The sequence below is a fragment of the Pseudomonas sp. 05T35 genome, assembly GCF_056396605.1.
Genome location: NZ_JBFTLU010000075.1, coordinates 1 through 25,501 on the forward strand (window position 1 = coordinate 1; position 25,501 = coordinate 25,501).

At 59.6% G+C, this 25,501-nt stretch carries 25 protein-coding genes and 3 pseudogenes; 16 read left to right on the plus strand and 12 right to left on the minus strand.

Annotation, left to right across the window (positions count from 1 at the left end; all coding sequences use genetic code 11):
- Together AC1DH9_RS08210 and emhA are read right to left on the minus strand one after the other, a co-directional pair.
- A partial coding sequence (locus AC1DH9_RS08210; protein ID WP_477808031.1) for an efflux RND transporter permease subunit occupies positions 1-251 on the minus strand: 251 nt, incomplete at its 3' end.
- Positions 252-254: 3 nt separating this feature from the next.
- A complete protein-coding gene (emhA, locus tag AC1DH9_RS08215) occupies positions 255-1,412 on the minus strand; it encodes an efflux RND transporter periplasmic adaptor subunit EmhA (RefSeq protein ID WP_427536827.1) in 1,158 nt (385 codons plus the stop codon).
- A gap of 266 nt (positions 1,413-1,678) precedes the next feature.
- On the opposite strand from emhA, the pseudogene emhR reads away from it, so the two are divergent.
- Positions 1,679-2,278, plus strand: a pseudogene (gene emhR, locus AC1DH9_RS08220) (efflux system transcriptional repressor EmhR); the annotation flags it as partial.
- 921 nt (positions 2,279-3,199) lie between these two features.
- On the opposite strand, the gene AC1DH9_RS08225 reads toward emhR, so the two are convergent.
- The 3 genes and pseudogenes from AC1DH9_RS08225 to AC1DH9_RS08235 all read right to left on the minus strand — a co-directional run bounded on the left by AC1DH9_RS08225 (position 3,200) and on the right by AC1DH9_RS08235 (position 5,650).
- Positions 3,200-4,249, minus strand: coding sequence for an alkene reductase (locus AC1DH9_RS08225; RefSeq protein ID WP_477808032.1), 1,050 nt, complete (start codon positions 4,247-4,249; stop codon positions 3,200-3,202).
- 22 nt (positions 4,250-4,271) lie between these two features.
- Positions 4,272-5,316: pseudogene (locus AC1DH9_RS08230) on the minus strand (MFS transporter).
- A 28-nt stretch (positions 5,317-5,344) separates the two neighbouring features.
- Positions 5,345-5,650, minus strand: coding sequence for an ArsR/SmtB family transcription factor (locus AC1DH9_RS08235; protein WP_054596057.1), 306 nt, complete (start codon positions 5,648-5,650; stop codon positions 5,345-5,347).
- Positions 5,651-5,804: 154 nt separating this feature from the next.
- Between AC1DH9_RS08235 and AC1DH9_RS08240 the strand changes: the two genes are divergently transcribed.
- Positions 5,805-6,389 (plus strand): acyl carrier protein phosphodiesterase, encoded by a 585-nt coding sequence (locus AC1DH9_RS08240; protein WP_427536817.1) that lies wholly within the window; start codon positions 5,805-5,807, stop codon positions 6,387-6,389.
- Between the two features lie 101 nt (positions 6,390-6,490).
- On the opposite strand, the gene AC1DH9_RS08245 is transcribed toward AC1DH9_RS08240, so the two are convergent.
- Together AC1DH9_RS08245 and olsB are read right to left on the minus strand one after the other, a co-directional pair.
- On the minus strand, positions 6,491-7,282 hold the full coding sequence (locus AC1DH9_RS08245; RefSeq protein ID WP_427536815.1) for a lysophospholipid acyltransferase family protein: 792 nt from the start codon (positions 7,280-7,282) through the stop codon (positions 6,491-6,493).
- Complete coding sequence (olsB, locus tag AC1DH9_RS08250) at positions 7,282-8,037, minus strand: L-ornithine N(alpha)-acyltransferase (RefSeq protein WP_054596060.1); 756 nt, start codon at positions 8,035-8,037, stop codon at positions 7,282-7,284. The genes AC1DH9_RS08245 and olsB overlap by 1 nt, the downstream gene beginning before the upstream one ends.
- 141 nt (positions 8,038-8,178) lie before the next feature.
- Here olsB and AC1DH9_RS08255 point away from each other — a divergent pair, with 141 nt between their 5' ends.
- The 5 genes from AC1DH9_RS08255 to AC1DH9_RS08275 all read left to right on the plus strand — a co-directional run bounded on the left by AC1DH9_RS08255 (position 8,179) and on the right by AC1DH9_RS08275 (position 12,499).
- Positions 8,179-9,066: an acyl-CoA dehydrogenase middle domain-containing protein gene (locus tag AC1DH9_RS08255; RefSeq protein WP_427536813.1), complete on the plus strand. Its 888-nt coding sequence runs from the start codon at positions 8,179-8,181 to the stop codon at positions 9,064-9,066.
- Positions 9,067-9,248: 182 nt separating this feature from the next.
- A complete protein-coding gene (locus AC1DH9_RS08260; protein WP_427536916.1) occupies positions 9,249-10,343 on the plus strand; it encodes a serine hydrolase domain-containing protein in 1,095 nt (364 codons plus the stop codon).
- On the plus strand, positions 10,340-10,666 hold the full coding sequence (locus AC1DH9_RS08265; protein WP_427536811.1) for an amidase: 327 nt from the start codon (positions 10,340-10,342) through the stop codon (positions 10,664-10,666). Before AC1DH9_RS08260 ends, AC1DH9_RS08265 begins: the two co-directional genes overlap by 4 nt.
- Before the next feature lie 83 nt (positions 10,667-10,749).
- Positions 10,750-11,340 (plus strand): YceI family protein, encoded by a 591-nt coding sequence (locus AC1DH9_RS08270; protein WP_145020191.1) that lies wholly within the window; start codon positions 10,750-10,752, stop codon positions 11,338-11,340.
- A 1-nt stretch (position 11,341) separates the two neighbouring features.
- Positions 11,342-12,499 (plus strand): phospholipase D-like domain-containing protein, encoded by a 1,158-nt coding sequence (locus tag AC1DH9_RS08275; protein WP_477808033.1) that lies wholly within the window; start codon positions 11,342-11,344, stop codon positions 12,497-12,499.
- Positions 12,500-12,612: 113 nt separating this feature from the next.
- Here AC1DH9_RS08275 and bglX read toward each other — a convergent pair.
- A pseudogene (gene bglX / locus AC1DH9_RS08280) lies at positions 12,613-14,664 on the minus strand (beta-glucosidase BglX); the annotation flags it as partial.
- A 240-nt stretch (positions 14,665-14,904) separates the two neighbouring features.
- On the opposite strand from bglX, the gene AC1DH9_RS08285 reads away from it, so the two are divergent.
- From AC1DH9_RS08285 to AC1DH9_RS08300, 4 genes are all read left to right on the plus strand, one after another.
- Positions 14,905-15,513: a LemA family protein gene (locus tag AC1DH9_RS08285; protein ID WP_477808034.1), complete on the plus strand. Its 609-nt coding sequence runs from the start codon at positions 14,905-14,907 to the stop codon at positions 15,511-15,513.
- 87 nt (positions 15,514-15,600) lie between these two features.
- Complete coding sequence (locus AC1DH9_RS08290; RefSeq protein ID WP_427536807.1) at positions 15,601-16,353, plus strand: TPM domain-containing protein; 753 nt, start codon at positions 15,601-15,603, stop codon at positions 16,351-16,353.
- Between the two features lie 28 nt (positions 16,354-16,381).
- Positions 16,382-16,999 (plus strand): TPM domain-containing protein, encoded by a 618-nt coding sequence (locus tag AC1DH9_RS08295; RefSeq protein WP_427536805.1) that lies wholly within the window; start codon positions 16,382-16,384, stop codon positions 16,997-16,999.
- Positions 17,000-17,283: 284 nt separating this feature from the next.
- A complete protein-coding gene (locus AC1DH9_RS08300) occupies positions 17,284-18,498 on the plus strand; it encodes a class I SAM-dependent methyltransferase (RefSeq protein WP_427536803.1) in 1,215 nt (404 codons plus the stop codon).
- On the opposite strand, the gene AC1DH9_RS08305 is transcribed toward AC1DH9_RS08300, so the two are convergent.
- On the minus strand, positions 18,489-19,463 hold the full coding sequence (locus AC1DH9_RS08305) for a DMT family transporter (protein ID WP_477808035.1): 975 nt from the start codon (positions 19,461-19,463) through the stop codon (positions 18,489-18,491). The two genes, AC1DH9_RS08300 and AC1DH9_RS08305, sit on opposite strands and share 10 nt — an antisense overlap.
- A 241-nt stretch (positions 19,464-19,704) precedes the next feature.
- Between AC1DH9_RS08305 and AC1DH9_RS08310 the strand changes: the two genes are divergently transcribed.
- The 3 genes from AC1DH9_RS08310 to AC1DH9_RS08320 are packed head-to-tail and all read left to right on the plus strand — an operon-like array spanning position 19,705 to position 21,008.
- Positions 19,705-20,286: a DJ-1/PfpI family protein gene (locus AC1DH9_RS08310; protein WP_427530234.1), complete on the plus strand. Its 582-nt coding sequence runs from the start codon at positions 19,705-19,707 to the stop codon at positions 20,284-20,286.
- Between the two features lie 14 nt (positions 20,287-20,300).
- On the plus strand, positions 20,301-20,606 hold the full coding sequence (locus AC1DH9_RS08315; RefSeq protein ID WP_054596073.1) for a ribbon-helix-helix domain-containing protein: 306 nt from the start codon (positions 20,301-20,303) through the stop codon (positions 20,604-20,606).
- 57 nt (positions 20,607-20,663) lie between these two features.
- Positions 20,664-21,008, plus strand: a complete 345-nt coding sequence (locus AC1DH9_RS08320) for a YegP family protein (RefSeq protein WP_427536799.1) — start codon at positions 20,664-20,666, stop codon at positions 21,006-21,008.
- A gap of 130 nt (positions 21,009-21,138) precedes the next feature.
- On the opposite strand, the gene AC1DH9_RS08325 is transcribed toward AC1DH9_RS08320, so the two are convergent.
- Positions 21,139-22,026 carry a dihydrodipicolinate synthase family protein gene (locus AC1DH9_RS08325; protein WP_477808036.1) on the minus strand — a complete coding sequence of 296 codons (888 nt, stop codon included), beginning with the start codon at positions 22,024-22,026 and terminating at the stop codon, positions 21,139-21,141.
- Positions 22,027-22,057: 31 nt separating this feature from the next.
- Positions 22,058-22,840, minus strand: coding sequence for an aldolase (locus AC1DH9_RS08330; RefSeq protein ID WP_427536795.1), 783 nt, complete (start codon positions 22,838-22,840; stop codon positions 22,058-22,060).
- 158 nt (positions 22,841-22,998) lie between these two features.
- On the opposite strand from AC1DH9_RS08330, the gene AC1DH9_RS08335 reads away from it, so the two are divergent.
- On the plus strand, positions 22,999-23,541 hold the full coding sequence (locus tag AC1DH9_RS08335; protein WP_427536793.1) for a helix-turn-helix domain-containing protein: 543 nt from the start codon (positions 22,999-23,001) through the stop codon (positions 23,539-23,541).
- A 103-nt stretch (positions 23,542-23,644) separates the two neighbouring features.
- On the opposite strand, the gene AC1DH9_RS08340 is transcribed toward AC1DH9_RS08335, so the two are convergent.
- Entirely contained in the window at positions 23,645-24,664 is a 1,020-nt protein-coding gene (locus AC1DH9_RS08340) for a DUF4917 family protein (protein WP_477808037.1), read from the minus strand.
- 155 nt (positions 24,665-24,819) lie between these two features.
- Between AC1DH9_RS08340 and AC1DH9_RS08345 the strand changes: the two genes are divergently transcribed.
- Positions 24,820-25,501: iron-containing alcohol dehydrogenase (locus AC1DH9_RS08345; RefSeq protein ID WP_477808038.1), on the plus strand; the 682-nt coding region annotated here is incomplete at its 3' end.

Below are 25,501 nucleotides of genomic sequence, written 5' to 3' on the forward strand. Positions count from 1 at the left end.
GAGTTACTTTCCGAGGACACATAACGCAGGTTATCGATACCGTTGAGCTGCTGCTCGATCACCTGCACCACGGTGTCCTGCACGGTTTGTGCAGAAGCACCCGGGTAGGTGACGGAAATGGCGATCGCCGGCGGGGCGATGCTCGGGTATTGGTTGATCGGCAACTTGAGGATCGATAAAGCCCCGACCAACATGATCACCAGGGCAATTACCCAGGCGAAAATCGGACGGTCGATAAAAAATTTCGACATGGTTTACTCCCCTTTACCGCCAGTGGCAGTGTTAGCTGCCTGTGCGGGGGCTGGGTTCTTTGCGCCAACGTTAGTCGCTTCAGTGGGCTTGACTACGACGCCAGGTTTGACGAATTGCAGTCCTTCAGTGATCAGGCGGTCGCCGGCCTTGAGGCCATCTTCAATCAGCCATTGGCTGCCGACCGTACGGCTGGCCTTGAGCTGACGCAGCTCGACCTTGTTGTCCGGACCGACCACCAGAGCGGTTGGCGTTCCCTTGAGGTCACGAGTCACGCCCTGTTGCGGCGCGAGAATCGCGGCAGCGTTCACCCCGGCTTGCAGCTGGGCGTGAACGAACATGCCTGGCAGCAAGGTGTGATCAGGGTTCGGGAACACTGCACGCAAGGTCACGGAGCCAGTGGTCTGGTCAACCGACACTTCGGAGAACTCGAGCTTGCCCTGTTGTTTGTACTGGCTGCCGTCTTCGAGGGTCAGCTTGACCATGGCGGCATTCTCGCCGGCCTTTTGCAGACGACCGCTTTCCAGTTCGCGGCGCAGTTCCAGCAGTTCGACCGAAGACTGGGTAACGTCGACGTAGATCGGGTCCAGTTGCTGGATCACGGCCATGGCGTCGGCCTGGCCATTGTTGACCAGCGCGCCTTCGGTGACCGAAGAGCGGCCGATGCGACCGGAAATCGGTGCGTAAACCTTGGTGTAGCGCACATTGATCTCTGCGCTTTTCAGGGCGGCTTCCGATTGCAAGCGGTTGGCCACGGCAGTGTCGTATTCCTGACGGCTTACGGCTTGCTCGTTGACCAATTGTTTGTAGCGATCGGAAATCGACTTGGTCGATTGCAGGTTGGCTTGTGCGCTGTTCAGGGTGGCCTGATAGACCGAAGGATCGATCTGGTAAAGCTGCTGGCCTTCCTTCACTTCGCCGCCTTCCTTGAACAGGCGCTTGAGAATGATGCCATTGACCTGTGGTCGAACTTCCGCGATGCGGTAGGCCGTTGTGCGGCCCGGCAGTTCGGATGTCAGGGTAAAGGCTTGAGGTTGCAGGGTTACGACGCCGACCTGAGGGGTTGGAGGGGCTGGGGGCGCCTCTTCCTTTTTACATCCGCTGAGCAGCGATGCCAGGGCGACGGCGGTAACCAGAGCGGTAACAGCTGGCTTGAATTGCATGAAGATCCTCGGGTCAGGCGCGCAACATGCGCACAAGAAAAGTGTAAAGGTAAAAAAATTATGCCGGGTGGATAAGTAGCTTGCTAAGGAATATACTTACGTTCATGGTTGTTTGTAAATAGCCCGGCTCAGTACCCATCCGGTTACAAAAGTCGATGCAAGGTGAGAATTGTAGGCTGGGGATGAGACCTCAGAGAGCTCGCCCCACATTTGTTCAGACGGTGTACAGACATCGCTGAAGCATTCCTGATTGAGGTTTTACTGCCATGGTCCGTCGTACTAAAGAGGAAGCTCAAGAAACCCGCAGCCAGATTCTCGAAGCGGCAGAAAAGGCCTTTTACGAAAGGGGTGTGGCGCGCACGACACTGGCGGACATCGCTACCCTGGCCGGTGTTACGCGTGGGGCCATCTACTGGCATTTCAGCAACAAGGCCGATCTGGTTCAGGCGATGCTCGACAGCTTGCATGAGCCGCTGGATGAGATGGCCAGGGCGAGCGAAAGTGAAGAAGAAGAGGATCCGCTGGGCTGCATGCGCAAACTGCTGATTCATTTGTTTCATCAAGTTGCCCTGGACCCGAAGACCCGACGCATCAATGAGATTCTGTTCCACAAGTGCGAATTCACTGATGAAATGTGTGATCTGCGCCAGCAGCGCCGCACCGTCAGTCTGGAGTGCAATGTGCGTATCGAACTGGCATTGCGTAATGCAGTGAAACGGGGCCAGTTGCCGGAGAATCTCGACACGGCCCGCGCAGCGATCAGCATTCATGCCTATGTTGACGGCATCCTGTATGGGTGGCTGCTCGCTCCCGACAGCTTTCAGCTGCACGCTGAAGCCGCGCGCTGCGTCGACACAGGTCTGGACGAGCCAATGGAGCTGACGGTGTTTTTTACCCTTGCCCTGTGTGTTGGCGACAGAACGCCGAAGGACGTATTCATTATCATGCCGAGATCAAAACGTACCCCGACGTTCTGATCGATAAAATCCACGAACTGATTGAACATGATTTTGTTTTTTGGCCAAGGGTAGGCGTAGGTATAGGCGAAATCGGATTTGAATGCGGTATTGCTGTACGCGGAGAGCAGGAATGACTCACGTTCTGATGCGCGCAGTGGCAAGCTGGTCTGTGCAATTTTAAACGTGTGAGGGGAGTTATTGATGAGTTTGACTATCACACGAGTGATGTTCGAGCGTTTGTTTTGATTTCGCCACTGTTCGATTTTTTTGTTCAGGGCGTGCTCCGAATTAATTTGATCTAACAGGTTGATCAATTCAACCTTGGCGATCCCAATCAACTCATCCAGTGCTTGCTGGTTTTCCTCACTGAATAGAAGCGGCGTCAGGTTGTAAAGCATTCCAATGGAAGTGTGGTTGAAAAACGAGAACAGGTCTTCGTAGTTGTTGCTGGTGTCTTTGATGTCGTTCATATCGATTCCTTTCGATTAAGTAAGTGGTTTCAGGGGGGGTGCGGACCACGGCTCAGCGCTCCAAGACGCCCAGCTGCGTGCTGAGTGGCATGACATTGGAAGGGAAAGCTGACGGGGTATCATCCAGCATGATTTCGTTGCGCCAGACTATCGAGTCAGTGAGGCTGCTGAGTGTCAGTGTGAAAATAAGTGTGTGTGCGGGGGCGTCCATGTTAGATAACGTGTTAGTTGTGTTGGTGGTTGAAGTTAACCCCGCTGTCAGTGTCGGTGCAATGTTGATGTTGTTTCATTAGTTGAGCGTTTGCCAATAAAGAAGCCCCGGGTATTTCTAGCCGGGGCTTCTTTATTTAAACGAAGTTTACATCGTCGGATAGTCGATATACCCGACTGGACCTTTTCCATAGAACAGTTCAGGACGTGCTTCATTGAGCGGCGCATCGGCTTTCAGGCGTGCCGGCAGGTCCGGGTTGGCAATGAACGGCACGCCGAAGGCGACCGCATCGGCCTTGCCGCTGGAGAGCCAGGCGTTGGCGCTGTCCTTGGTGAAACGTTCGTTGGCGATGTACGGGCCGCCGAAGGCTTCTTTCAGTTGTGGGCCGAGGCTGTCGCCGGCTTCTTTCTCGCGGGAGCAAATGAACGCGATGCCGCGTTTACCCAGTTCGCGAGCGACATAGGTAAAGGTTTCGGACAGGTTGTCGTCGCCCATGTCGTGGGAGTCGGCGCGCGGTGCCAGGTGCACACCGACGCGACCTGCGCCCCAGACTTCGATGGCGGCGTCGGTCACTTCCAGCAACAGGCGAGCACGGTTTTCCAGGGAGCCACCGTAATTGTCGGTGCGCTGGTTGGTGCTGCTTTGCAGGAACTGGTCGAGCAGGTAGCCGTTGGCGCCGTGGATTTCCACGCCGTCGAAACCGGCCGCCTTGGCGTTTTCCGCACCGACACGGTAAGCGTCGATGATGTCGGCGATTTCAGCAGTTTCCAGTGCGCGTGGCGTTGGGTAGTCGGCCAGTGGGCGAACCAGGCTGACATGACCTTTTGGCTGGATGGCGCTCGGTGCAACCGGTGCTTCGCCGTTCAGGTAGGACGGGTGGGAAACCCGGCCCACATGCCACAGTTGCAGGAAGATCTTGCCGCCGGCGCCGTGTAYCGCTTTGGTCACATTGCTCCAGCCACGCACCTGGTCGTTGGACCAGATACCCGGGGTATCCGGGTAGCCGACGCCCATCGGCGTGACCGACGTGGCCTCGCTGAGGATCAGGCCGGCGGACGCGCGCTGCACGTAGTATTCAGCCATCAGTGCGTTCGGTACGCGGCCTTCGTCGGCGCGGCAGCGAGTCAGTGGCGCCATGATGATGCGGTTTGCCAGTTGCAGGTCGCCAAGCTTGATCGGATCGAAAATAGTCGTCATTTAATACAACCCTCGTGAGGTATCAGTTGGTAGCAGGGGCCAGTTCGGGATTACCGCTCTGACGGAAAGTAATCAGGGTTACCAGCAGCGCTCGACACCAGGTTCGGTGCCGCCTTGCCGAAGGTCACTACGTTCACTTGCAGGGCGGGGACGGCGGCAAAGCACGCGGTGGCCCAGAGGAACAGGGTGATTTCGGTCGGGATCACTGCAACGCTGGTCCAGGTCAGTACGGTGGAGACCACCGCCATGCTGATGAACACGCCGATCAGCGTCGCCGCCATACCTTTGTCAGCCAGCTTGCCGCCGATGATGTTGCCGACCGTCAGGCCCAGGCCGATGAGCATCAGGGTCCAGGTCACGCCGCGTGGCGAGACGCCGGTGACTTCGCCCAACAGCGGTGCGACATAGGTGAACAAGGTGAAGACCGATGCGGCGAACAGTGCGGTCATGCTCAACGACAGCCAGATACCGGCGCCTTTGAGGACGCGCAGTTCGGCGCGCATGTCGAGTTTTTCTTCGTCGCGTTTGGCCGGCAGGAAGCGGATCAGGCCGATCAGCGCAATCACGCCGATCACGGTCACTGCCCAGAAGGTCGAGCGCCAGCCGGCTTCCTGACCCAGCGCAGTGCCCAGCGGTACGCCCAACACGTTGGCCAGGGTCAGGCCGGTGAACATCAGTGCGACGGCCGAAGCGCGCTTGTTGGCAGGCACCAGACCTGCGGCCACCACTGAGCCAATACCAAAGAACGCGCCATGGCACAGGGCGGTGACGACTCGGGCGAACATCAGCACTTGGTAGTCACTGGCCAGGGCGCAGAGCAGGTTGCCGACAATGAAAATACCCATCAACGCGACCAGCGCAGCCTTGCGCGGCAGCCTGGCGGTGGCCAGTGCCATGAACGGCGCGCCGATGGCCACGCCCAGGGCATAGCCGGTCACCAGCCRCCCGGCGCCAGGGATCGACACACCAAGGTCGGCCGCCACATCGGGCAGCAAGCCCATGATGACGAACTCGGTGGTGCCGATGGCGAAGGCGCTGAGGGCCAGAATGAGTAGCGAGAGGGGCATTGTCGATTCCTTGTCGGCGTACAAAGGGTCAGAGCTCTTTGCTGAAGGTGCGGAGGAATTCCTGAATGGTTTCCTCGTTGCGTTTGAAAAAATGCCACTGGCCGACTTTACGGCTGCTGATCAGGCCGGCGCGTTGCAGGGTCGCCAGATGGGCGGAAACCGTGGACTGCGACAAACCGCAACGTTGATCGATCTGCCCGGCGCAGACGCCGTGCTCGTTGCTGTGGGATTGGTCGGGGAATTCGACGGTCGGGTCTTTGAGCCAGTGCAGGATTTCTCGCCGTACCGGGTGCGCCAGGGCTTTTATTATTTCGTCGAGGTCAATGGTGGACATGGCAGTGCTCGGGTTGGGTAAAACGTTATATCGCGATGAGGCGAACTTTAAATCGGTATTTCGCGATATACCAATATGATTTTGATCTGAGGTCAGCCTAAATCGGTATATCGAGTTATAACGATATGAGTGGCGCGGTGCTAAGCTACGCGGCATGAACTATCTCGCACATCTTCATCTCGGTGGCCAGCGTCCCGGTCAATTGCTCGGCAGTTTGTATGGCGATTTCGTCAAGGGTCAGCTGCAAGGGCAGTTCAATCCGGAGATCGAAGCGGCCATTCAGTTGCATCGCAGCATCGACGTGTTTACCGACCGTCATCCGTTGGTCGACCTGGCGTTGTCGCGCTTTACGCTGACGCGACGGCGGTATGCCGGGATCGTGCTCGATGTGTTTTTCGACCATTGCCTGGCGCGGGACTGGAGGCTTTACGCGGACCTGCCGCTGGAACAGTTCACCTCGGATGTGTACCGGGTGCTGGCTGCCGAACCGCAGTTGCCAGGGCGACTCGCGCAGATTGCCCCGCACATGGAAGCGAATGACTGGCTTGGCTCTTATCGGGAGTTTGCGGTGCTGGACCAGGTGCTGCGGGGGATTTCACGGCGCCTGTCGCGGCCTGAAGAACTGGCTGCAGCGATGGAAGAGTTGCAGCGGTTGTATGAACCGTTGAGCGATGATTTCCGGTTGTTCTATCCAGAGTTGCAACGGTTTGCGCATAACCATCTGACTGCACAAATCTAATGTGGGAGCGAGCCTGCTCGCGATGAGGGCCTGACAGTCAACATTGTCGGTGACTGGCAAACCGCTATCGCGAGCAGGCTCGCTCCCATAGGGGTACAGCGTCAAGCAGCTATGGCCGGACGTAACGGAGTTGGCTGTGCTTCCGGCAATGCTCCAAACAGCGCCTTCTGCACCGCTTGCTGCGCCGCAAAGGCCAGTGCCGCGCGTTCCTGGCCGTGGCAGGCAATCGGTTTGAGCAGATGGATCTCGACGTCGCCCCGATCGTTGGCGAACAAGCGCATCAAGTGCGAGAGCAAGTCGTCATCGCCAATGAATGGCGCGAGTGGGTCGATCTGGCCATCGCGCAGATAACGAACAGCCACCGGTTGCAGTGCCACGTCCGCGTCAATGGCCGCAGACAGCAAGCGACCATGAAAGGTGCGCAACGAACGGCCATCGGTGGTGGTGCCTTCCGGGAACATCAGCAACGGATGGGCTTGCTCCAGGTGGCGGCTCATCTGTTTGCGGATCAGTTGGCTGTCACCCGAACCTCGACGAATGAACAGGCTGCCAGCCTTGGCCGCGAGCCAGCCGGCGACCGGCCAGGTACGCACTTCGGCCTTGGACAGGAAGGACAAGGGCGTGAGCATGCCCAGCAGCGGAATGTCGGTCCAGGACACATGGTTGCTGACCCAGAGCATCGGCTTTTGCGGCAATTCGCCGTGGACCGTCACGCGAAAGGGCAGGGCGTTGCTCAGCCGGGTCATGAAAAAACGCGACCAGCGTTGGCGCCGGACCATCGAGTTGGCAACACCCATGCGCTCGAACAGCCCGAACACGCTGGCCATGCTCAAGCCCAGCGCGACCACCAGCAGCACTCGCGCGATCCGCGCGTACACCCGCAGCCGGCTCATCAGACTGCCGCCTTGAAGTGTTTGGCGTAACGCGGGCACAGCTCGTCACGCTTGAGCAGGATGAACACGTCGGCCACCTGGAAATCTTCGTCCCAGCACGGCTCGCCGCAGATCTTCGCGCCCAGGCGCATGTAGGCCTTGAGCAGTGGCGGCATTTCGGCGATCACGTTGGACGGGATGTCGAGGGCCGGCAACGGTTTCTTCGGTTCGGCGCGCAGGTGCTCGGTGCACAGATAGCGTTCACGCAAGCGTTGCATGATCGCCTGGGCCTGAATGCCGCCGTCTTGCATCGGGATGCTCGCGCAGCCCATCAGGTAGCTGTAGCCGCCCTGATTCAGCACTTCGGCCAACTCGCCCCAGAGCACGGCGATGGTGCCGCCGTTGCGGTAGGCCGGGTCGACGCAGGTGCGACCGATCTCCAGGATCGGGCCTTGCAGGTGCACCAGGCCGTGCAGGCTGAATTCTTCTTCGCTGTAAAAACGCCCCAGGCTGCTGGCAGCCTGATGGTCGAGCAAACGCGTGGTTGCTACCAGGCGTCCGCTATTCAAATCACGCACGCCAATGTGGGCGCAGTGAACATCATAGTCATCCATGTCCAGCCCCAACTCTGCGCCTTTGAGCTTGGCGTTGAACTCGCCACTGAAAACGTTGAAGCGCAGGGCCTGGGCTTCCTGCAACGCCTCGGCGCCGATCAGGCGTTCGGCTTGCAGGCGGCGTTCATTGCCGGTGTCGCTGATGCGGGCGATCTGAGTCATTGCGAATCTCCGTACGGGCTGCTCACCCGTCTTGGGTTGCAGTCGATCGACTTTGTTGTGCAAAGTCAGGCTATGTAGCCCCGGTGTCATCGCCATGAAGCTTTGGTGATGCTTGTGTGACAGCCCCCAGAGGACCCGTTTATGCCTTGGCAAGCCTTGTTGAACTGTAACCAGCGCCAGCCCGAAAACCCCGACCTGGCAGAGGGGTATGCGACGTTGCTGCATGTATTGGGCGCGGTGACGCCGTTCGAATTGGCCGTGTGCGGCGGGCGGATGATGGCAACGCCGGGGTTGGCTTTTCTGGTGGGGTACCAGGCGGCGTTGCGCATGTTGTGGCCCAGCGCACCGCTGAGCCTGGGGGCATTGTGTGCGACCGAACAGCGCAGCCTGCGCCCGGCGGACCTGCACACCCGGCTCAAGGATTTGCGTGTGAGCGGGCGCAAGGATTTCGTGACCGCGGGTGATGCGGCGGACTGGCTGTTGGTCGCGGCACGCAGCGAAGAGCTGGGCGAGTCACCGCGTTTGAGTCTGGCGGTGGTGTATCCCGGCGAACCCGGCGTACAGATTGAAAAGCTGCCGGCCATTGCCTTGATGCCGGACATCAGCCATGGCCGGCTGTTTCTCGACAACGCGCTGTGTGAACTGCTCGCTGGAGATGGCTGGGATGCGTACGTCAAACCGTTCCGCACCCTGGAAGACATCTATGTACTCAGCGCCATGAGTGCCTGGCTGTACGGTGTCGGTCAGGACAGCGCCTGGCCGCAAGACCTTCAATTGAAGTTGTTGGCACTGTTGGCCGGGTGTGCGGAAGTCAGCCGCCAACCACCGAACAGTAGCGCCGGGCATGTGTTGCTGGGCGGGTTGTTTGCGCAGTTTGACGGGCTTAAGCCAGCGCTCAATGAAGCCTTTGCCGCCGGACCTCCACAATGGGCGGCGTTGTGGAAACGCGATCAGGCGGTGCTCGATCTGGCGGCGGGGGCCCGGGCCAAGCGGTTGGCCAAGGCGTTGGCGGGCTCTTCGCTGAACTGAAGGGCCTCTTCGCGAGCAGGCTCGCTCCCACATTGGATTGATGCCATGTCGCAGTTTTGTGTTCTACGCAAGCCCCTGTGGGAGCGAGCCTGCTCGCGATGACGGTCTCACCTAAAGCGCAACTTTCGAACTGTCATTTATCTCGACTACGCTCAGAGGGTTAATYCCTCTGAGTGCCTACCGTGTTCAAACGCCTGTCGCTGCTGTTCATGTTGTTGGTCAGCCTTCCGGTTCTGGCGGAAAACTGGCCCACCGAGCAATGGTCGCCTGGCCCTAAAGTCAGCGGTCCGGCGCTTCAGGCTCTGGAGGACTACGCCTTTGCACCGCGCGACGACGGCAGTCGCACAGGCGTTCGCACCGACGCCTTGCTGGTGATTCGTGACGGGCAACTGATCTACGAACGCTACGCCGGCCCGACGACCGTCGACACACCGCACCTGACCTGGTCCGTCAGTAAAAGCCTGATGGCCACGGTGCTGGGCGTGGCCTATGGCGAAGGCTTGTTCAAATTGCAGGACCCGGCCGCGAAGTTTTATCCACCCTTGCAGAGCCATCCGAAGGTATCCATCGCGGATCTGCTGCATTGGGCCTCGGGGCTGGATTGGCAGGAAACCTATGAATATGCACCGCTGAATTCTTCGATAGTGGCGATGCTCTACACCCATGGACGCCAGGACATCGCCGCGTTCGCTGCCGGCCATGACGAGTTCAGCCCGCCGGGTCAGGCGTTTCGTTATTCCAGCGGTGACAGCAATCTATTGTCCGCAACGCTAAAGACCATGGTCGGTGCGCAGCGCTACGCCGACTATCCATGGACCGCGTTGTTCGGCCCCTTGGGGATTCGCAGTGCAGTTTGGGAGAGCGATGCCGCGGGGACGTTTGTTGCCTCGTCCTATGCCTATATGACGGCGCGCGATCTGGCGCGGATCGGCCTGTTGATGCAACGCGACGGTCGCTGGGGTAACCGGCAGTTGCTGCCAAAGGACTGGGTCGAGTTCAACCGCCAACCGTTCATGCACTTCAAGGCCAATCAGGATGAAGCCGTTCCCGGCGGGCATTGGTGGCTCAATCGGGCGGTCGATGGCGCCGAAAGACCCTGGGAGGACGCACCTGATGACACCTTCGCCGCACTCGGCCATTGGGGGCAGGCGCTGTACGTGGTGCCCAGCGAGAACCTGGTGATCGTGCGCTATGGCGATGATCGCGACGGCAGTTACCGGCACAACGAATTGCTTAGACTGGCACTGGCGGCATTTGCGCAGAAGGTGCAGCCATGAATTTCAGATTTTTTCGCCGTCGACCAAGACTCGGCGTGTTGCTGTTGTTGATCGCTGTGCTGCTCGGCTGGATCTGGCAGGAACGGGTCGCTTTGTGGGCATTTCCCGACATCATCAGCGCCTACACCGCCAAGGAGTATTGCTCGTGCCGGTATGTCGAGAACAACCCGGCGGATTATTGCCAGGGCTATGTGACGCAGTACGTGCCCGTCAGCAGTTTTCTCGATGACGCTCCCAACAAGCGCGTGACGGTCAGCGGCATGGGGCGCAGTCATATCGCTGCGTGGCAGGGGATTCGCCAGGGGTGTCGGTTGAACCCATAAGTGCGGTCTTTTGCCTTGCGCGGTTTGCAAGCGCGTTCACTCAGGCTAAGGTTCGGCTCAGGTTTACTTGCCCATGAGTGTTTATGTTCAAGCGGTTTTGCTGCACAGCCCTGGCCTTGCTGCCATTGGCTTTCGTTACCTCGCCAGCCCACGCCGACTGGTACCTGGACGGTGAGTCTTCACGTCTGTCGTTTATCTCCACCAAGAACGCCAATCTCTCCGAAGTTCAGCGCTTTCTGGTGCTGCATGGCAAGGTCGACGCCAACGGCCAGGCGCAAGTGCAGGTTGAACTGGAGTCGGTCAACAGCGGCATTCCGCTGCGCGATGAGCGCATGCGCAAAGAGCTGTTCGAGATCAAGACGTTCCCTGAAGCGCTGATCAGTACGCAGATCGATCTGCGGCCGATCAAGGATCTGGCCCCCGGTGCGCAACTCGAATTGCGTTTGCCACTGACGGTCAGCCTTCACGGCAAAGAGCACGCGTACAACGCCGAGTTGTTGGCGACACGCCTCGATGATCGGCGCTTTCAAGTGGTGACCCTGGAACCGCTGGTCATTAAAGCGGAGGATTTCGATCTGCTGCCAGGGCTGGAAAACCTGCGCACAGTCGCCGGTCTGTCGGCCATCAGTTCGTCGGTGCCGGTGGGTGCGGTGCTGATTTTTACGGCGCGCTGACATGAGCGGTGCAGTGTTTCCCTGGCGTGATGGCAATCGTTATGAGTTGTTGATCGACGGGCCACAGTTTTTTCCACGGATGCTGGCGGCGATTGCCGCTGCGCAGGAACAGGTCGAACTGGAGCTGTACCTGGTGGAGGCGGGGGCCTGTGCCGAGGCGATGGTGCAGGCGCTGGTGCAAGCTGCCGAGCGCGGTGTGCGCGTGCGTTGCCTGTTCGATGACTACGGCAGCCTGGCATTCACCCTGAGCCTGCGGCGACGCCTGATCGAGGCCGGCGTGGAGCTGCGTTTCTACAATCGCCTGAGCTGGCGGCGCTGGGTGCGCAACCTTTACCGTGACCACCGCAAGTTGCTGTTGGTCGATCAATCGCTGGCGGTGGTCGGCGGCACGGGTGTCACCGACGAGTTCTGGACCCCCGATCGTGATACCAGTGAGTGGCATGAAGTCATGGTGGAAATCGGCGGCCCGCTGGTGCTCGACTGGCAGTTGCTGTTCGACCGCCAATGGATTGCCAACCGCCATCGCCGCGCCTGGAAACCTGCCTCCCATTTCGGTTTGCCGCGTCTGCCACGGGTGCCGCCGATGGGTGAAGGAATGGGTCGGGTAGCGTATGCCGATGCCCGGCAACATCGGGACATCCTGCAGTCGCTGTTTCGTGCGTTGAACAGCGGTCAGCAGCGAATCTGGCTGGCCACGCCTTACTTCCTGCCGACCTGGAAAGTCCGCCGCTCGCTGCGCAAGGCTGCTGCACGGGGCATCGATGTGCGCCTGCTGTTGACCGGGCCGCGTACCGATCATCCGTCAGTGCGCTACGCCGGGCATCGTTATTACCCGCGCCTGCTCAAGTCCGGGGTGAAGATCTTCGAATACCAGCCGTGTTTCCTGCACCTGAAAATGGTCCYGATCGATGACTGGGTGAGCATTGGCTCATGCAATTTCGATCACTGGAATCTGCGCTTCAACCTCGAGGCCAACCTGGAGGCCCTCGATCCGACGTTGAGCCTGGCGGTGGCGGCGAGTTTCGAGAAGGACTTTGCCCTGAGTCATAGGGTCAGTCTTGAGGAATGGCAACGCCGACCGCTGTGGCGACGGATCAAGCAGCGTGTGTGGGGATGGGTGGATCGGATGGTGGTGAATCTGCTGGATCGGCGGGGCTGAACACAATCCTCCAAACACCAAAAATCAATGTGGGAGCGAGCCTGCTCGCGATGAGGTCATAACATTCAACATCTCTGTTGACTGTTATATCGCCATCGCGAGCAGGCTCGCTCCACGGTTTCGCCGTCGCGCTTGCCGGTGTTTTTAACGGTCACACTGGCGTCGATCTTGCCGGACTTGTTCAGCGTGGTCGACGACAGGGCCATGTTCGACAGGCTGAAGCTGGTGTAGCTCAAACCGTAGCCGAATGGAAACAGAGGACCTGTGGTGTCATCGAAATACTGCGAGGTGTAGTTGCCCGGTTTGCCAGGGGTGAACGGGCGACCGATGCTCAGGTGGTTGTAGTAGGTCGGAATCTGTCCTACCGAACGCGGGAAGCTGATCGGCAGCTTGCCGGACGGGTTGTAGTCACCGAACAGCACGTCAGCAATCGCGTTGCCGCCTTCGGTACCGGTAAACCAGGTTTCGAGAATCGCGTCAGCCTGGTCCTTCTCTTCGAGAATCGTCAGCGGACGGCCGTTCATCAGCACCAGCACCAACGGTTTGCCGGTGGCTTTCAGGGCCTTGATCAGGTCGCGCTGATTGGCCGGGATATTCAGGTCGGTACGGCTCGATGACTCGTGGGACATACCACGCGACTCGCCGACCGCTGCCACGATGACATCGGACTGCTGGGCGGCTTTCACGGCTTCGTCGATCATGACCTGCGCCGAGCGCGGGTCATCCACCACTTCCGGGGCATCGAAGTTGAGGAAGTTCAGGTAGTCGACGACTTTCTTGTCCGAGGTGATGTTGGCGCCACGGGCGTAGGTCAGCTTGGCCTGATCGCCGAGAGCACGGGTCATGCCATCGAGCAAGGTGACCGACTGCTCCGGTTTGCCGGCGGCAGCCCAGCTGCCCATCATGTCGATCGGTGCCTTGGCCAGCGGGCCGACCAGAACGATTTTCGCGGTCTTCTTCAGCGGCAGGGTTTCGTTCTGGTTCTTCAGCAACACCACGCTGCGACGTGCAACGTCACGGGCCTCGGCGCGGTGCAGACGGTTTTCGGCGTAGGTGTCGGCCGGATCATCCTCGGCCTTGCCGATACGCAGGTACGGGTCCTTGAACAGGCCCATGTCGTACTTGGCGCCCAGCACTTCACGCACGGCGTTGTCGATGTCGCTTTGCTGGATCTCGCCGGACTTCAGCAGCCCTGGCAATTCCTTGCCGTACAGGGTGTCGTTCATGCTCATGTCGATGCCGGCCTTGATCGCCAGCTTCGCCGCTTCGCGACCGTCGCGGGCCACGCCGTGCTTGATCAGCTCGAAGATTGCCCCGTGGTCGCTGACCGCCAGGCCCTTGAAGCCCCACTCCTTGCGCAGCAGGTCCTGCATCAGCCACATGTTGGCGGTGGCCGGAATGCCGTTGATCGAGTTCAGCGCAACCATCACCCCACCGGCGCCGGCGTCAATCGCGGCACGGTACGGTGGCAGGTAGTCCTGATACATCTTCACCGGGCTCATGTCGACGGTGTTGTAGTCGCGACCGCCTTCGACTGCGCCGTACAGGGCGAAGTGCTTGACGCTGGCCATGATGCTGTCGGCTGCGCTCGGGGTCTCGCCCTGGTAGGCCTTGACCATCACTTTGGCGATGCGCGAGACCAGATAAGTGTCTTCGCCGAAACCTTCGGAGGTACGGCCCCAACGTGGGTCGCGGGAGATGTCGACCATTGGCGCGAAAGTGATGTCGAGGCTGTCTGCCGCGGCTTCCTTGGCGGCAATGCGCCCGCTGCGACCAATCGCGTCCATGTCCCAGCTCGAGGCCAGGGCCAGAGGGATAGGGAAAATGGTCCGGTGGCCGTGGATCACGTCATAGGCGAAGAACATCGGGATCTTCAACCGGCTGTGCATGGCCGCGTCCTGCATCGGACGGTTTTCCGGGCGCGTGATCGAGTTGAAGGTGCCGCCGATGTTACCGGCGGCGATTTCCTTGCGGATCAGCTCGCGGGGCATTTCCGGGCCGATGCTGATCAGGCGCAATTGGCCGATCTTTTCTTCCAGGGTCATCTGCTTCATCAGGTTGCTGACGAAAGCATCCTTGTTTTCAATCRGTGCAGGCTTTGTGTCGGCCCATACCGAGTGACTGGCCAGGCCGATGGCAAGGCCCAGCAAACACAGCTTCTTCATGAATAGTTTTCTCAAAAGCCTAAACGGACGCAGTAGTTACGCGCCGGTCAGCCAAAAATTAGGGGGCGTCTGTTGTTGTTCGACTAAATGCCGCAAACTTCTAAACTCTTTTAGCGCTGGGCATCTTTTAGCCGATTGGCCCGATGCAATCCAGTGGCGGCGGCAGATTATGCCCCAAGAGTTCGAGTTGAAGGCGCACAGGAATATTTCCAGGGTAATGGGCAAKGGAGCATCACTCGCATGAATGTACAACAGCGCTATCGTTCGGGCTGGCAAATCGCGGTATTGATGTTGCTCAGCACGGTTCTGGCCGGCTGTGKCGTCAACACCATACCGACCCTCGACGAGCAGGCCAAGGCGGCCTGGTCGCAAGTGCAGAACCAGTACCAGCGTCGCGCCGACCTGATCCCCAACCTGGTGGAAACGGTCAGGGGTTACGCCAAGCATGAAGAGGAGACCCTGACGGCGGTGGTCGAGGCGCGGGCCAAGGCGACCTCTATCCAGGTCGATGCCAGCACCCTCGACAACCCGGAAAAACTCAAACAGTTCCAGCAGGCCCAGGATCAGCTCAGCGGCGCCCTCAGTCGTTTGATGGTGGTGTCCGAGCGTTATCCGGACCTGAAGGCCAACCAGAACTTCCTGGCGCTGCAATCGCAGCTTGAAGGCACCGAAAACCGTATCGCCGTGGCGCGCCGGGATTTCATCCTGGCGGTGCAGAACTACAACACCGAACTGCGGACGTTCCCTGGCCGTTTGTGGCACAGCGTGCTGTACAGCGACCTGCCGTTGCGCGACACCTTCGAGGCCACCAGCCCGGGTGCCGACAAGGCGCCGCAAGTGAAGTTCTGATCTGCGCAGGTTCCCGGCGGGCTTTCAGTGCTGTCGGGATACCGCCCCATGAATCATGCGGAAAGAGCCATTAGGGATGAGGTGCCAATGCGCGTTTTGAAAATCAGCCTGGTGGTGATGCTTTGGATCTTTGCCATCACCACTCAGGCCGAGCTGAAGTTTCCGGCGTTGACCGGTCGGGTGGTGGATAACGCCCAGATGATCGAGCCTGCGGTGCGTGAGCAACTGACCCAGCAACTCCAGGCCCACGAGCAGGCCACCGGCGAGCAGTTGGTGGTGGTGACGCTGCCGGACCTGCAAGGCACCAGCATCGATGACTATGGTTATCAGCTGGGGCGTTACTGGGGCATCGGTCAGAAGGGCAAGAACAACGGCGCCTTGCTGATCGTCGCTCGCGCCGAGCGCAAGCTGCGGATCGAAGTCGGGTATGGCCTGGAAGATCGGCTGACYGATGCGCAAAGCTCGGTGATCATCAATCAGGTGATCACTCCAGCGTTCAAGTCCGGCAATTTCAGCAAAGGCATCAGTGACGGCGTTGCCGCGATGCTGGTGGTACTGGGCGGCAGCCCACTGGATGAACCGTCGACGATTTATGATTCAGGCGGTGATCAGGGGAGTGACTTTATCGGGCGTCATCCGACAGTATTCGTGTTATTGGCGGTGCTGTTTATCCTGACGATTTCTATCATGCAGATGCTCGGCATCCTGCCCCGTGGCGGCGGTCGCGGAGGTTCCGGCGGGTTTGGCGGCGGAGGCTTTGGCGGCGGCTTGGGAGGGGGCGGCGGCTTCAGCGGCGGCGGGGGCAGTTTCGGGGGCGGCGGTTCGTCGGGCGGCTGGTGATAACAATAATGAGCGAGCATTCAAAACCATGGCATTACTGACGGAACACGAACAGCGCAAAGTCGCCGAGGCCATCGCGCGTGTCGAGCGCGACACCGACGCTGAACTGGTCACCGTGCTCGCGGCCCGGGCCGACGACTACGCGTACATCCCGCTGCTCTGGGCCAGCCTGCTGGCGCTGATCGTGCCGGGCATCGTGCACTACGTTACCGGCTGGCTGAACATGCACAGCTTGCTGCTGGTGCAGTGGGTGAGTTTTATCGTGCTGTGCCTGGTGTTCCGGATTCCGTCAATCACCACCCGCCTGATCCCGCGGTCGGTGCGCCACTGGCGCGCCTCGAACCTGGCGCATCGGCAGTTTCTGGAGCAGAACCTGCACCACACTGTCGGCGGCACCGGCGTGCTGATTTTCGTCTGCGAAGCCGAGCGCTATGTGGAGATTCTGGTGGACGAAGGGATTTCCCGGCGGCTGGATAACAAAAACTGGGACCCGATCGTTGCAGCCTTCACCCGGCAGGTGAAACAGGGCCAGACGTTGCAAGGCTTTGTCACCTGCATCGAGGCCTGTGGCGAGTTGCTCAAGGTGCATGTGCCGGTGACGCAAGTGCGCAATGAGTTGCCGAATCGGTTGGTCGTGCTGGGGTGAGATTGGGGATTTTTGTCGGATTTGAAATCCACCCCCTCACCCCAATCCTCTCCCCAGAGGGGAGAGGGAGCTGATCTCCTTTGCTTTCAAGACCTGAGTTCGACTCGATATTTCAGGTCGCAGCATTGCGAAAGACACCTCGGTCAGTCCCCTCGCCCCGTGGGGAGAGGGCTAGGGTGAGGGGCGATTTCAAACCGTTCGGCAAATAACTGCGTGTCCCGACGCGCCATCCCCCCTAAAATACCGGTCATTCCCCGATCCGCACCGCCCGAGGCGTTTTCTACATGTCTGTTACCGCAACTCCCGCCAGCCTCACGCCGGATCATCACGCGCAATTTATCGACCTGCTGAGCACCAGTCTGGCGCAGAACGCCTTCATCAAACTGGTGCTGGCCAAGTACGTCGGCGCTGAAGTCGACTTGCAGCGAATCATCATCAAGCAGCTGACGGTCAAGGATCAGCCGTGCCTGTCCTTCGTCTATCGCTACAAGACGCGTGACATCACCAAGAATTTCCCGATCGAAGAGGGCATCGCGACGATTGCCGCGCTGTTGCCGCAGGACTTCAAGAACGCCCACCTGCTGGCGCTGACCGATGAAGCCCAGCTCGAATACAGCAAGAAGGGCAAGAGTTCGCTGTTCAAGAGCAAGCCCCAGCAACTGCGCGAAGTACCGTCCGCCGAGCACAACCGTGAGAAGAACCGCTTCCTCGACCTGACCCGACCGTTCCTCGCGGATCTCGGTGTAACGAACAGCAAGCACGAGCTGATCCCGGCGATGTCGCGCAAGTGGAAGCAGATCAACAAGTTCATCGAAGTCTTCAGCCATGCGCTGACGTCTTCACCGCTGGCGCTGGATAAACCGGTTCGCGTGGCGGACTTCGGTTCTGGCAAGGGCTACCTGACCTTCGCCATTCACGATTACCTGCGCAACACCTTGCACGCCGAAGGCGTGGTCACCGGTGTCGAGCTGCGTGAAGACATGGTCAATCTGTGCAACACCGCTGCGGCGCGCCTTGAGCATCCGGGGCTGGTGTTCAAATGTGGTGATGTGCGCAGCGTGGCGCCGAGCGAGCTGGACGTGATGATCGCCCTGCATGCCTGTGACATCGCCACCGACTACGCGATCCACACCGGCATCCGCTCCGGGGCGGCGATAATCATGTGCTCGCCGTGCTGCCATAAGCAGATTCGCCTGCAAATCCAGAGCCCGGCGCTGCTCAAGCCGATGCTGCAATACGGTTTGCACCTGGGTCAGCAAGCCGAAATGGTCACCGACAGCCTGCGGGCGTTGTTCCTCGAGGCCTGCGGGTATGAAACCAAGGTCTTCGAGTTCATCTCCCTGGACCACACCAACAAGAACAAGATGATCCTGGCGGTCAAACGTGCGGAGCCGGTGGACCCGGCCCAGCTGTTGGTGAAAATCCAGGAGCTCAAGGCGTTCTACCACATCAGCGAGCATTGTCTGGAAACGCTGCTGCGAGCCGACGGTTATCTCTGATCCTGTGGGAGTGAGCCTGCTCGCGATGGCGGGCTGACAGCCAACACCGAGGGTGCATGTGATGGCCCCTTCGCGAGCAGGCTCGCTCCCACATTTGATTTGACCRCCGTCTTGCGCCCGAGCATCACGGTGACGATCACCCCGACCGCAAACAGCCAGGTAATCGGTTCGATGTGTTCGCCAAAGAACAGCGCCGAGAAGGCGATGGTGAAGAAGATCTGCAGCAGCTGGATCTGACTGACCCGGGCGATGCCACCCATCGCCAGCCCGGCGTACCAGGCGAAGAAGCCGATGAACTGCGAGAACAGCGACACGTAACCGAAGGCCCACCAGGTTTTCGCCGAAATCTCGCCTTGGTGCTGTAGCACCAGATACGTCACCGGGCCGATCAACAGCGGTGTCGACAGCACCAGCGCCCAGCAGATCACTTGCCAGCCGCCCATCTCCTTGGCCAACCGGCCACCTTCGGCGTAACCCAGGCCACCGATGGCAATCGCCCCGAGCATCAACAGATCACCGGCCTGGATACTTCCGGCACCGCTGATCAACGCGTAACCCAGGACCAACGCGCTGCCCAATGCGGCGCAAGCCCAGAAGGCTTTCGACGGCCGCTCATGGGACAACCATGCCGCATACAGCGCCACGCACAATGGCTGTAAACCGTTGACCAGTGCGCCATGGGACGCCGGCAGTGTTTGCATGGCCCAGGCCGAGAGCACCGGGAAACCGAGAATCACTCCAGCGATCACCAGGGTCAGGCCTTTGACCTGCTTCCAGGTCGGCCATTTTTCCCGCCGCCAGAGCAACAACATCGCCGCCGGAATCGCCGCGAACAACGCTCGACCCAGGCCATTGAGCAGCGGGTGGACTTCTTGCACCACGATCCGGGTGAAGGGCAGGGTCAGGCTGAAGATGACGACGCCGAGCAGGCCCAGCGCCATGCCGGTGTTTTCGCGGGAGGACATAACGGTAACCAGAATTTGAAAGTGGCGGGAGAGTGTTCATCTAGCCATAAACTGTGCAGGCTGCGCTGTTACAGCTAGACGCAGACTTATCCGTACAGTTTGCAGACGCCGTCGCGGGCTTGCCTGCGATGAACAATGACGCGGTACCTACGGCGTAGTAGCTGGTTATTACCCGTCCCGCCGGATTCGGACTACCTTGAATACTCCTTCCTGCCCAATTTTTACCAGAGGAGTCATCCCCATGGCCGCGAAAAAAATTCTGATGCTGGTCGGCGATTACGTCGAAGACTACGAAGTGATGGTGCCGTTTCAGGCACTGCTGATGGTCGGTCACACGGTGCACGCGGTGTGCCCGGACAAAACCGCCGGGCAGACCGTGCGCACGGCGATCCATGACTTCGAAGGCGACCAGACCTACAGCGAGAAACCCGGTCACCTGTTCGCACTGAACTTCGACTTCGCCAAGGTGAATGCGGCGGACTACGACGCGTTGCTGGTACCGGGTGGTCGGGCGCCGGAATACCTGCGCCTGAACGAAAAAGTCCTGCAGCTGGTGCAAGCTTTCGACAAGGCCGGCAAACCGATTGCGGCGGTCTGTCATGGTGCGCAATTGCTTGCAGCAGCGGGGATTCTTGAAGGCCGCGAATGCAGTGCTTATCCCGCCTGTGCGCCAGAAGTGCGTTTGGCCGGCGGCACGTTCATCGATATCCCGGTGACTCAAGGTCACGTTCAGGGCAACCTGGCGACGGCTCCAGCCTGGCCGGCGCACCCGAGCTGGCTGGCCGGTTTCCTCGGTCTGCTGGGCACCAAAATCACTTTGTAAGCGGAGGCCTGCGCATGTGCGAGCTGTACGTCAAAGCCGACCCGATCCTGTACGAGTCACGCTCGCGCTCGCTGCGCATCTGCGGGGTGGTGACCACGCTGCGGCTGGAGAACCAGTTCTGGGACATCCTCAGCGAGATTGCTGAAGTCGATGGCATGACCACCAACCAGTTGATCGCCAAGCTCTATGAAGAGGTGATGGACTACCGGGGCGAAGTGGTGAACTTCGCCTCGTTTCTGCGGGTCAGCTGCACGCGTTACCTGAGCCAGCGCCGGGTGACGACGCCGGAGTTGTCGGTGGTGCGCGCGGTGGTGAAGTAGGGGGGCGTGGTCTTTACTCTGAAGCGCGAACCCCTTCAATCGCCAAGGAGAACGAGCATGTCTGGATGGTACGAGTTGAGCAAAAGCATCACTGGCCAGTTTCGCTTTGTGCTGAAAGCGGCCAACGCCGAGACCATTCTCACCAGCGAGCTGTACACCACGCGCAGCGCCGCCGATGACGGCATCGCCTCGGTTCAGGCCAATAGCCCACTGGATGAACGCTACGAGAAAAAGTCCACCAAGGATGGCCATCCTTACTTCAATCTCACTGCTACCAATCATCAGATCATCGGCAGCAGCGAGGCCTATTCTTCCGACGCGGCACTGGAAAAAGGCATCGCCAGCGTCAAGGCCAACGGGCCGACCAAGGTGATCAAGGACAAAACGTTGCCGGTGTTTTGAATGCACCGAAGATCCAATGTGGGAGCGAGCCTGCTCGCGATGGCGATATAACAGTCAACATAGATGTTGAATGTTATGGCCTCATCGCGAGCAGGCTCGCTCCCACAATGGTTATGTATGCGTCTGGAAATCAGCGTAATTCGGTCAACATCTCTTGCAGTTGGCTGCGAGCGGCTTCACCCAGCGGGAACACCGGCAGACGCGGATCGCCAGCTTCCAGCCCGGTCATGCGCAGACCGGCCTTGATGGTCGCGGGCAAACCGCCCTTGAGGATGAAGTCCAGCAGCGGCAACTKGCGATAGAACAACTCCCGGGCCGTGCCCAAGTCATTGGCCAACACCGCTTGATACAGCGCGCCGTTCAACTGCGGGATCAGGTTCGGCGCTGCCGTGCACCAGCCTTTGGCGCCCGCCGCGAACGCCTCCAGCGCCAGCGGGTTGCAGCCGTTGTAGAAGGGCACCTGACCTTCGCCGAGCCATTGCAGTTTGTGCATGCGCTGGATATCGCCGGTGCTCTCCTTGACCATGGTCACGTTTTCCACGGCATTGAAAATCCGCAGGATCAGCTCCACCGACATGTCGGTACCGCTGGTGGCCGGGTTGTTGTAGAGCATGATCGGCACACCGACGCTCTCGCCGATGGCACGGTAGTGGGCGAGGATCTCGGCTTCGCTGAGTTTCCAGTAGGACGTCGGCAAGACCATCACCGCGTCGGCGCCCTGTGCCTCGGCGAAACGTGCGCGGCGCACGGATTTGGCGGTGGTCAGGTCGGAGACGCTGACGATGGTTGGCACACGCCTGGCCACATGCTTGATGCTGAACTCGCTGACCTGGTCCCACTCCGCATCGCTCAGGTACGCACCTTCGCCGGTGCTGCCCAACGGGGCGATGGCGTGTACGCCGCCGTCGATCAAACGGTCGATGGAGCGACCCAGCGTATCCAGATCGATGCCTTCGCCATTAGCGGTGAACGGGGTGATGGTGTAGCCGATGATGCCGTGAATAGAAGGGGTAGACATGGCGTCTCTCCGTTTAAGCAATGGGATGGATTCAGTTCAGGCAATCGGCGTGTTGACGCAGGTTCTGCCGAGCGTAGTAGTTGAAGGCGGCACCGTGGCGTTTGGGTCTGGAAATCCAGTCATGGGCTTCGCGGCCGAGCGCCGGCTGAATCGGTTTAAGCTCGCCGGCCGACATCGCCAGCAGCTGCAATTTGGCCGCGCGTTCGATCAACTGCGCGATGACACAGGCTTCCTCGATAGTCCTTCCGGTCGACAGCTGGCCATGGTGGGAAAGCACAATCGCACGCTTGTCGCCCAGGGCCCCGGCGATGATTTCACCTTCTTCGTTGCCCACTGGCACACCCGGCCAGGCTTCGAGAAAGGCGCAGTCTTCATAGAGCGGGCAGAGGTCCATGTGCGAGATTTCCAGCGGCACTTCGAGCATCGACAACGCCGCGATGTGCATCGGGTGCGTGTGAATGATGCAGTTCACATCCGGGCGGGCGCGGTACACCCAGCTGTGGAAGCGGTTGGCCGGGTTGGGCATGCCGTGACCTTCCAGCACCTCCAGGTCTTCGTTGACCAGCAGCAGGTTGCTCGCAGTGATCTCGTCGAAACCCAGGCCCAGTTGTTGGGTGTAATAGGTGCCGGGCTGCGGGCCACGGGCGGTGATTTGCCCGGCCAGGCCGGAGTCGTGACCGTTCTCGAACAGAATGCGGCAGGTCAGGGCCAGCTTTTGCCGGTCGGTCCACGTATTATCCGCCAGCGTGCTTTGCATCTGCGAAAGCGCCTGCTTGATGAGTTGGTCCTTGGGTAGTGCTAATGTCTTGGCCATATCGGGTGTCCTTTGCAGTGATCAATGGACGTCGGATGTGTTTTCCCGCTGCTCGCAAAGTCGTTGGGTGAACACAAATGACACTTAAGAGGCTATATGACACTTTGTGTCATTGGCAAGGGCTAATCGTTGCCTCCTTGATGGATTAATCGCTCCACATGTCTATCCGTTTGAAATTACTGCGAAAAAAACTCGGCGTTACGCTGGAGGCCTTGGCCGAAAAATCCGGCATGACCAAGAGTTATCTGTCGAAAGTCGAGCGCGGGCTGAACACCCCGTCCATCGCTGCGGCGCTGAAACTGGCCAAGGCGCTGAACGTCAAGGTCGAGGAATTGTTCTCCGAGGACACCATCAGCCTCGACAGCTACAGCCTGGTGCGTGCCGAAGAGCGCCAGTCGCTGGCGGCCAATGACCAGGCTCCGGGTTACGCGGTGCTGGCCCATCAGGTCAGCGAGCGCAGCCTGCTGCCGTTCATCATCTATCCGCCCAAAGAGTTCAGCGACAAGACCTTCAAGGAGCACATGGGCGAGGAGTTCCTGTTCGTCCATGAAGGCCAGGTCGAAGTCGACTTCATGAGCGAACGGGTGATTCTGAACCGGGGTGATGCGCTGCACTTCAACGCGCAAAAACCRCATCGCCTGCGCTCGGTAGGCGAGGTGCAGGCACAGTTGCTGGTGGTGGTGCATAGCGCAGAGGAGTGAGTCGACAGCAAAAGCATCGCGAGCAGGCTCGCTCCCACAGGGGGGACGTCGCAGATCAATTGTGGGAGCGAGCCTGCTCGCGATGGCGTCGATCCCGGCGCCACTAGACCTCGACTGGAACCGATAACTTCGGGCTACCCAACGCATGGCTTTTGGAATCAAAAAACCTCAGCGCCACACCGGTCCCTTCAAACACCTTCGCGTAATGCCGCTTCTGGCTCTGGATGAACGCCGCGCTGCGTGGGTAAATCGAGACCGCAACGGTCTTCGGTTTCGCCTGGCGCAGCGCATGAACGATGTGAGCGTCCTGCTTGCCCAGACTGTGGCCGACGATGCACAGCGCATCGCTTTGCTTGAGTAACTGGTCATAGCAGAACGACAGATAATCCGAACTGCGGATGGTCTTGAGCTTGTCTTCAGAGCTGCCTTCGCTGACGAACAGTGGCACGTCGTCCAGCGTCTTGATGGTGTTGTTGATCGCAAAACTGCCCAGCAGCGTGCCTTCGGTCGAGGTCAGTTTGCGTGCGGTGCCGTCCTGATTGCGCACCAGATGCAAGCCGCCGTGCAGGTAGAGCAGGCGGGTTTTATCCGCGCTGCTGGCGCTCAGGTCGAAGCTTGGTTCGGTACCGTGAAACAGGTCACTGATGGCATCGGGTTGGTGCTGGATCGCCCAGTAATTGAGCAGGTCGTAGTTGGTGGTGAACACCGTCGGATAGGTGCTCAATTCCTGATTGATCGCTGCCAGGCTTGAGGCCTGCACCAGGCGCCACGGGATGTGCACCGCGTGCACGGTGTTGATCAGCGCTTCCTTGATCGCGTAGTAGCGATTGCGCGGTGCGGCGGAGCTCACGGCCAGGGCCTTGTTGACCCGGCTGGTGGTTTTCAGTGCACTCAGCACTTGCTCGAAACTGCGAGTTTGCATCGCGTCGAACACGCTCAGCTCGGATTGGCTCAACGGCTTTTCTTCGACCGTGCGGRCGTTCTCGAACAGCGAGTCGTAACCAAAATCATCCCACACCGCGCGGCTGGCGCCGTTGCCCACCAGCAGGCCGCTGAACGGGGTGGTTGCGCGCAACGCATTCCAGTCTTCTAGTCGGGCATCAAATTCCTGGAAATCGGTCATTGCGTCGGTCATCTCAAACGGGTGGAGTGCAGGGCGCAGACTTTATCACGACCGGGTGTTGAGCCAGATCAAGATGCGCGGTAACGGATAGGTCGATCCTCTGGGCCTCCGCTGAATCGGGGTTGCCGGTTCGGCCCTATCGAAGAGGATTGGTCATGACCAGCACGTTTTTCATTCCTGCCGTGAACATCATGGGCACCGGTTGCCTCGACGAAGCCATGAACGCCATTCGCAACTATGGTTTTCGCAAGGCCTTGATCGTGACGGACGCAGGATTGGCCAAGGCTGGTGTGGCAGGGTTGATCGCTGAAAAACTGGCGATGCAGGACATCGACTCGGTGATTTTCGACGGCGCCAAACCGAACCCGAGCATCGCCAACGTCGAAAGCGGCCTGGAGCTGCTCCAGCGTAGCCAGTGTGATTGCGTGGTTTCCCTGGGCGGCGGCTCGCCCCACGATTGCGCCAAAGGCATCGCGTTGTGCGCCACCAACGGCGGCAAGATCGCCGATTACGAAGGCGTCGACCAATCAGCCAAGCCGCAATTGCCACTGATCGCGATCAACACCACCGCCGGTACTGCCAGCGAGATGACCCGTTTCTGCATCATCACCGACGAATCGCGTCACGTGAAAATGGCCATCGTCGACCGCAACGTCACGCCGCTGCTATCGGTCAACGACCCGGCGCTGATGGCGGCCATGCCCAAGGGCCTGACTGCAGCGACCGGCATGGACGCCTTGACCCACGCCATCGAAGCCTACGTTTCAACGGCCGCCAACCCGATCACCGACGCCTGTGCGCTGAAAGCCATCGAGCTGATCAGCCGCAACCTGCGCA

Bases quoted from the DNA above. Each gene is read 5' to 3' on its own strand.
- AC1DH9_RS08235 (WP_054596057.1), bottom strand. From the start codon at position 5,650: ATGTCCACCATTGACCTCGACGAAATAATAAAAGCCCTGGCGCACCCG.
- AC1DH9_RS08240 (WP_427536817.1), top strand. From the start codon at position 5,805: ATGAACTATCTCGCACATCTTCATCTCGGTGGCCAGCGTCCCGGTCAA.
- AC1DH9_RS08320 (WP_427536799.1), top strand. From the start codon at position 20,664: ATGTCTGGATGGTACGAGTTGAGCAAAAGCATCACTGGCCAGTTTCGC.
- AC1DH9_RS08315 (WP_054596073.1), top strand. From the start codon at position 20,301: ATGTGCGAGCTGTACGTCAAAGCCGACCCGATCCTGTACGAGTCACGC.
- AC1DH9_RS08330 (WP_427536795.1), bottom strand. From the start codon at position 22,840: ATGGCCAAGACATTAGCACTACCCAAGGACCAACTCATCAAGCAGGCG.
- AC1DH9_RS08245 (WP_427536815.1), bottom strand. From the start codon at position 7,282: ATGAGCCGGCTGCGGGTGTACGCGCGGATCGCGCGAGTGCTGCTGGTG.
- AC1DH9_RS08270 (WP_145020191.1), top strand. From the start codon at position 10,750: ATGTTCAAGCGGTTTTGCTGCACAGCCCTGGCCTTGCTGCCATTGGCT.
- AC1DH9_RS08295 (WP_427536805.1), top strand. From the start codon at position 16,382: ATGGCATTACTGACGGAACACGAACAGCGCAAAGTCGCCGAGGCCATC.
- AC1DH9_RS08255 (WP_427536813.1), top strand. From the start codon at position 8,179: ATGCCTTGGCAAGCCTTGTTGAACTGTAACCAGCGCCAGCCCGAAAAC.
- AC1DH9_RS08300 (WP_427536803.1), top strand. From the start codon at position 17,284: ATGTCTGTTACCGCAACTCCCGCCAGCCTCACGCCGGATCATCACGCG.
- AC1DH9_RS08310 (WP_427530234.1), top strand. From the start codon at position 19,705: ATGGCCGCGAAAAAAATTCTGATGCTGGTCGGCGATTACGTCGAAGAC.
- olsB (WP_054596060.1), bottom strand. From the start codon at position 8,037: ATGACTCAGATCGCCCGCATCAGCGACACCGGCAATGAACGCCGCCTG.
- AC1DH9_RS08265 (WP_427536811.1), top strand. From the start codon at position 10,340: ATGAATTTCAGATTTTTTCGCCGTCGACCAAGACTCGGCGTGTTGCTG.
- emhA (WP_427536827.1), bottom strand. From the start codon at position 1,412: ATGCAATTCAAGCCAGCTGTTACCGCTCTGGTTACCGCCGTCGCCCTG.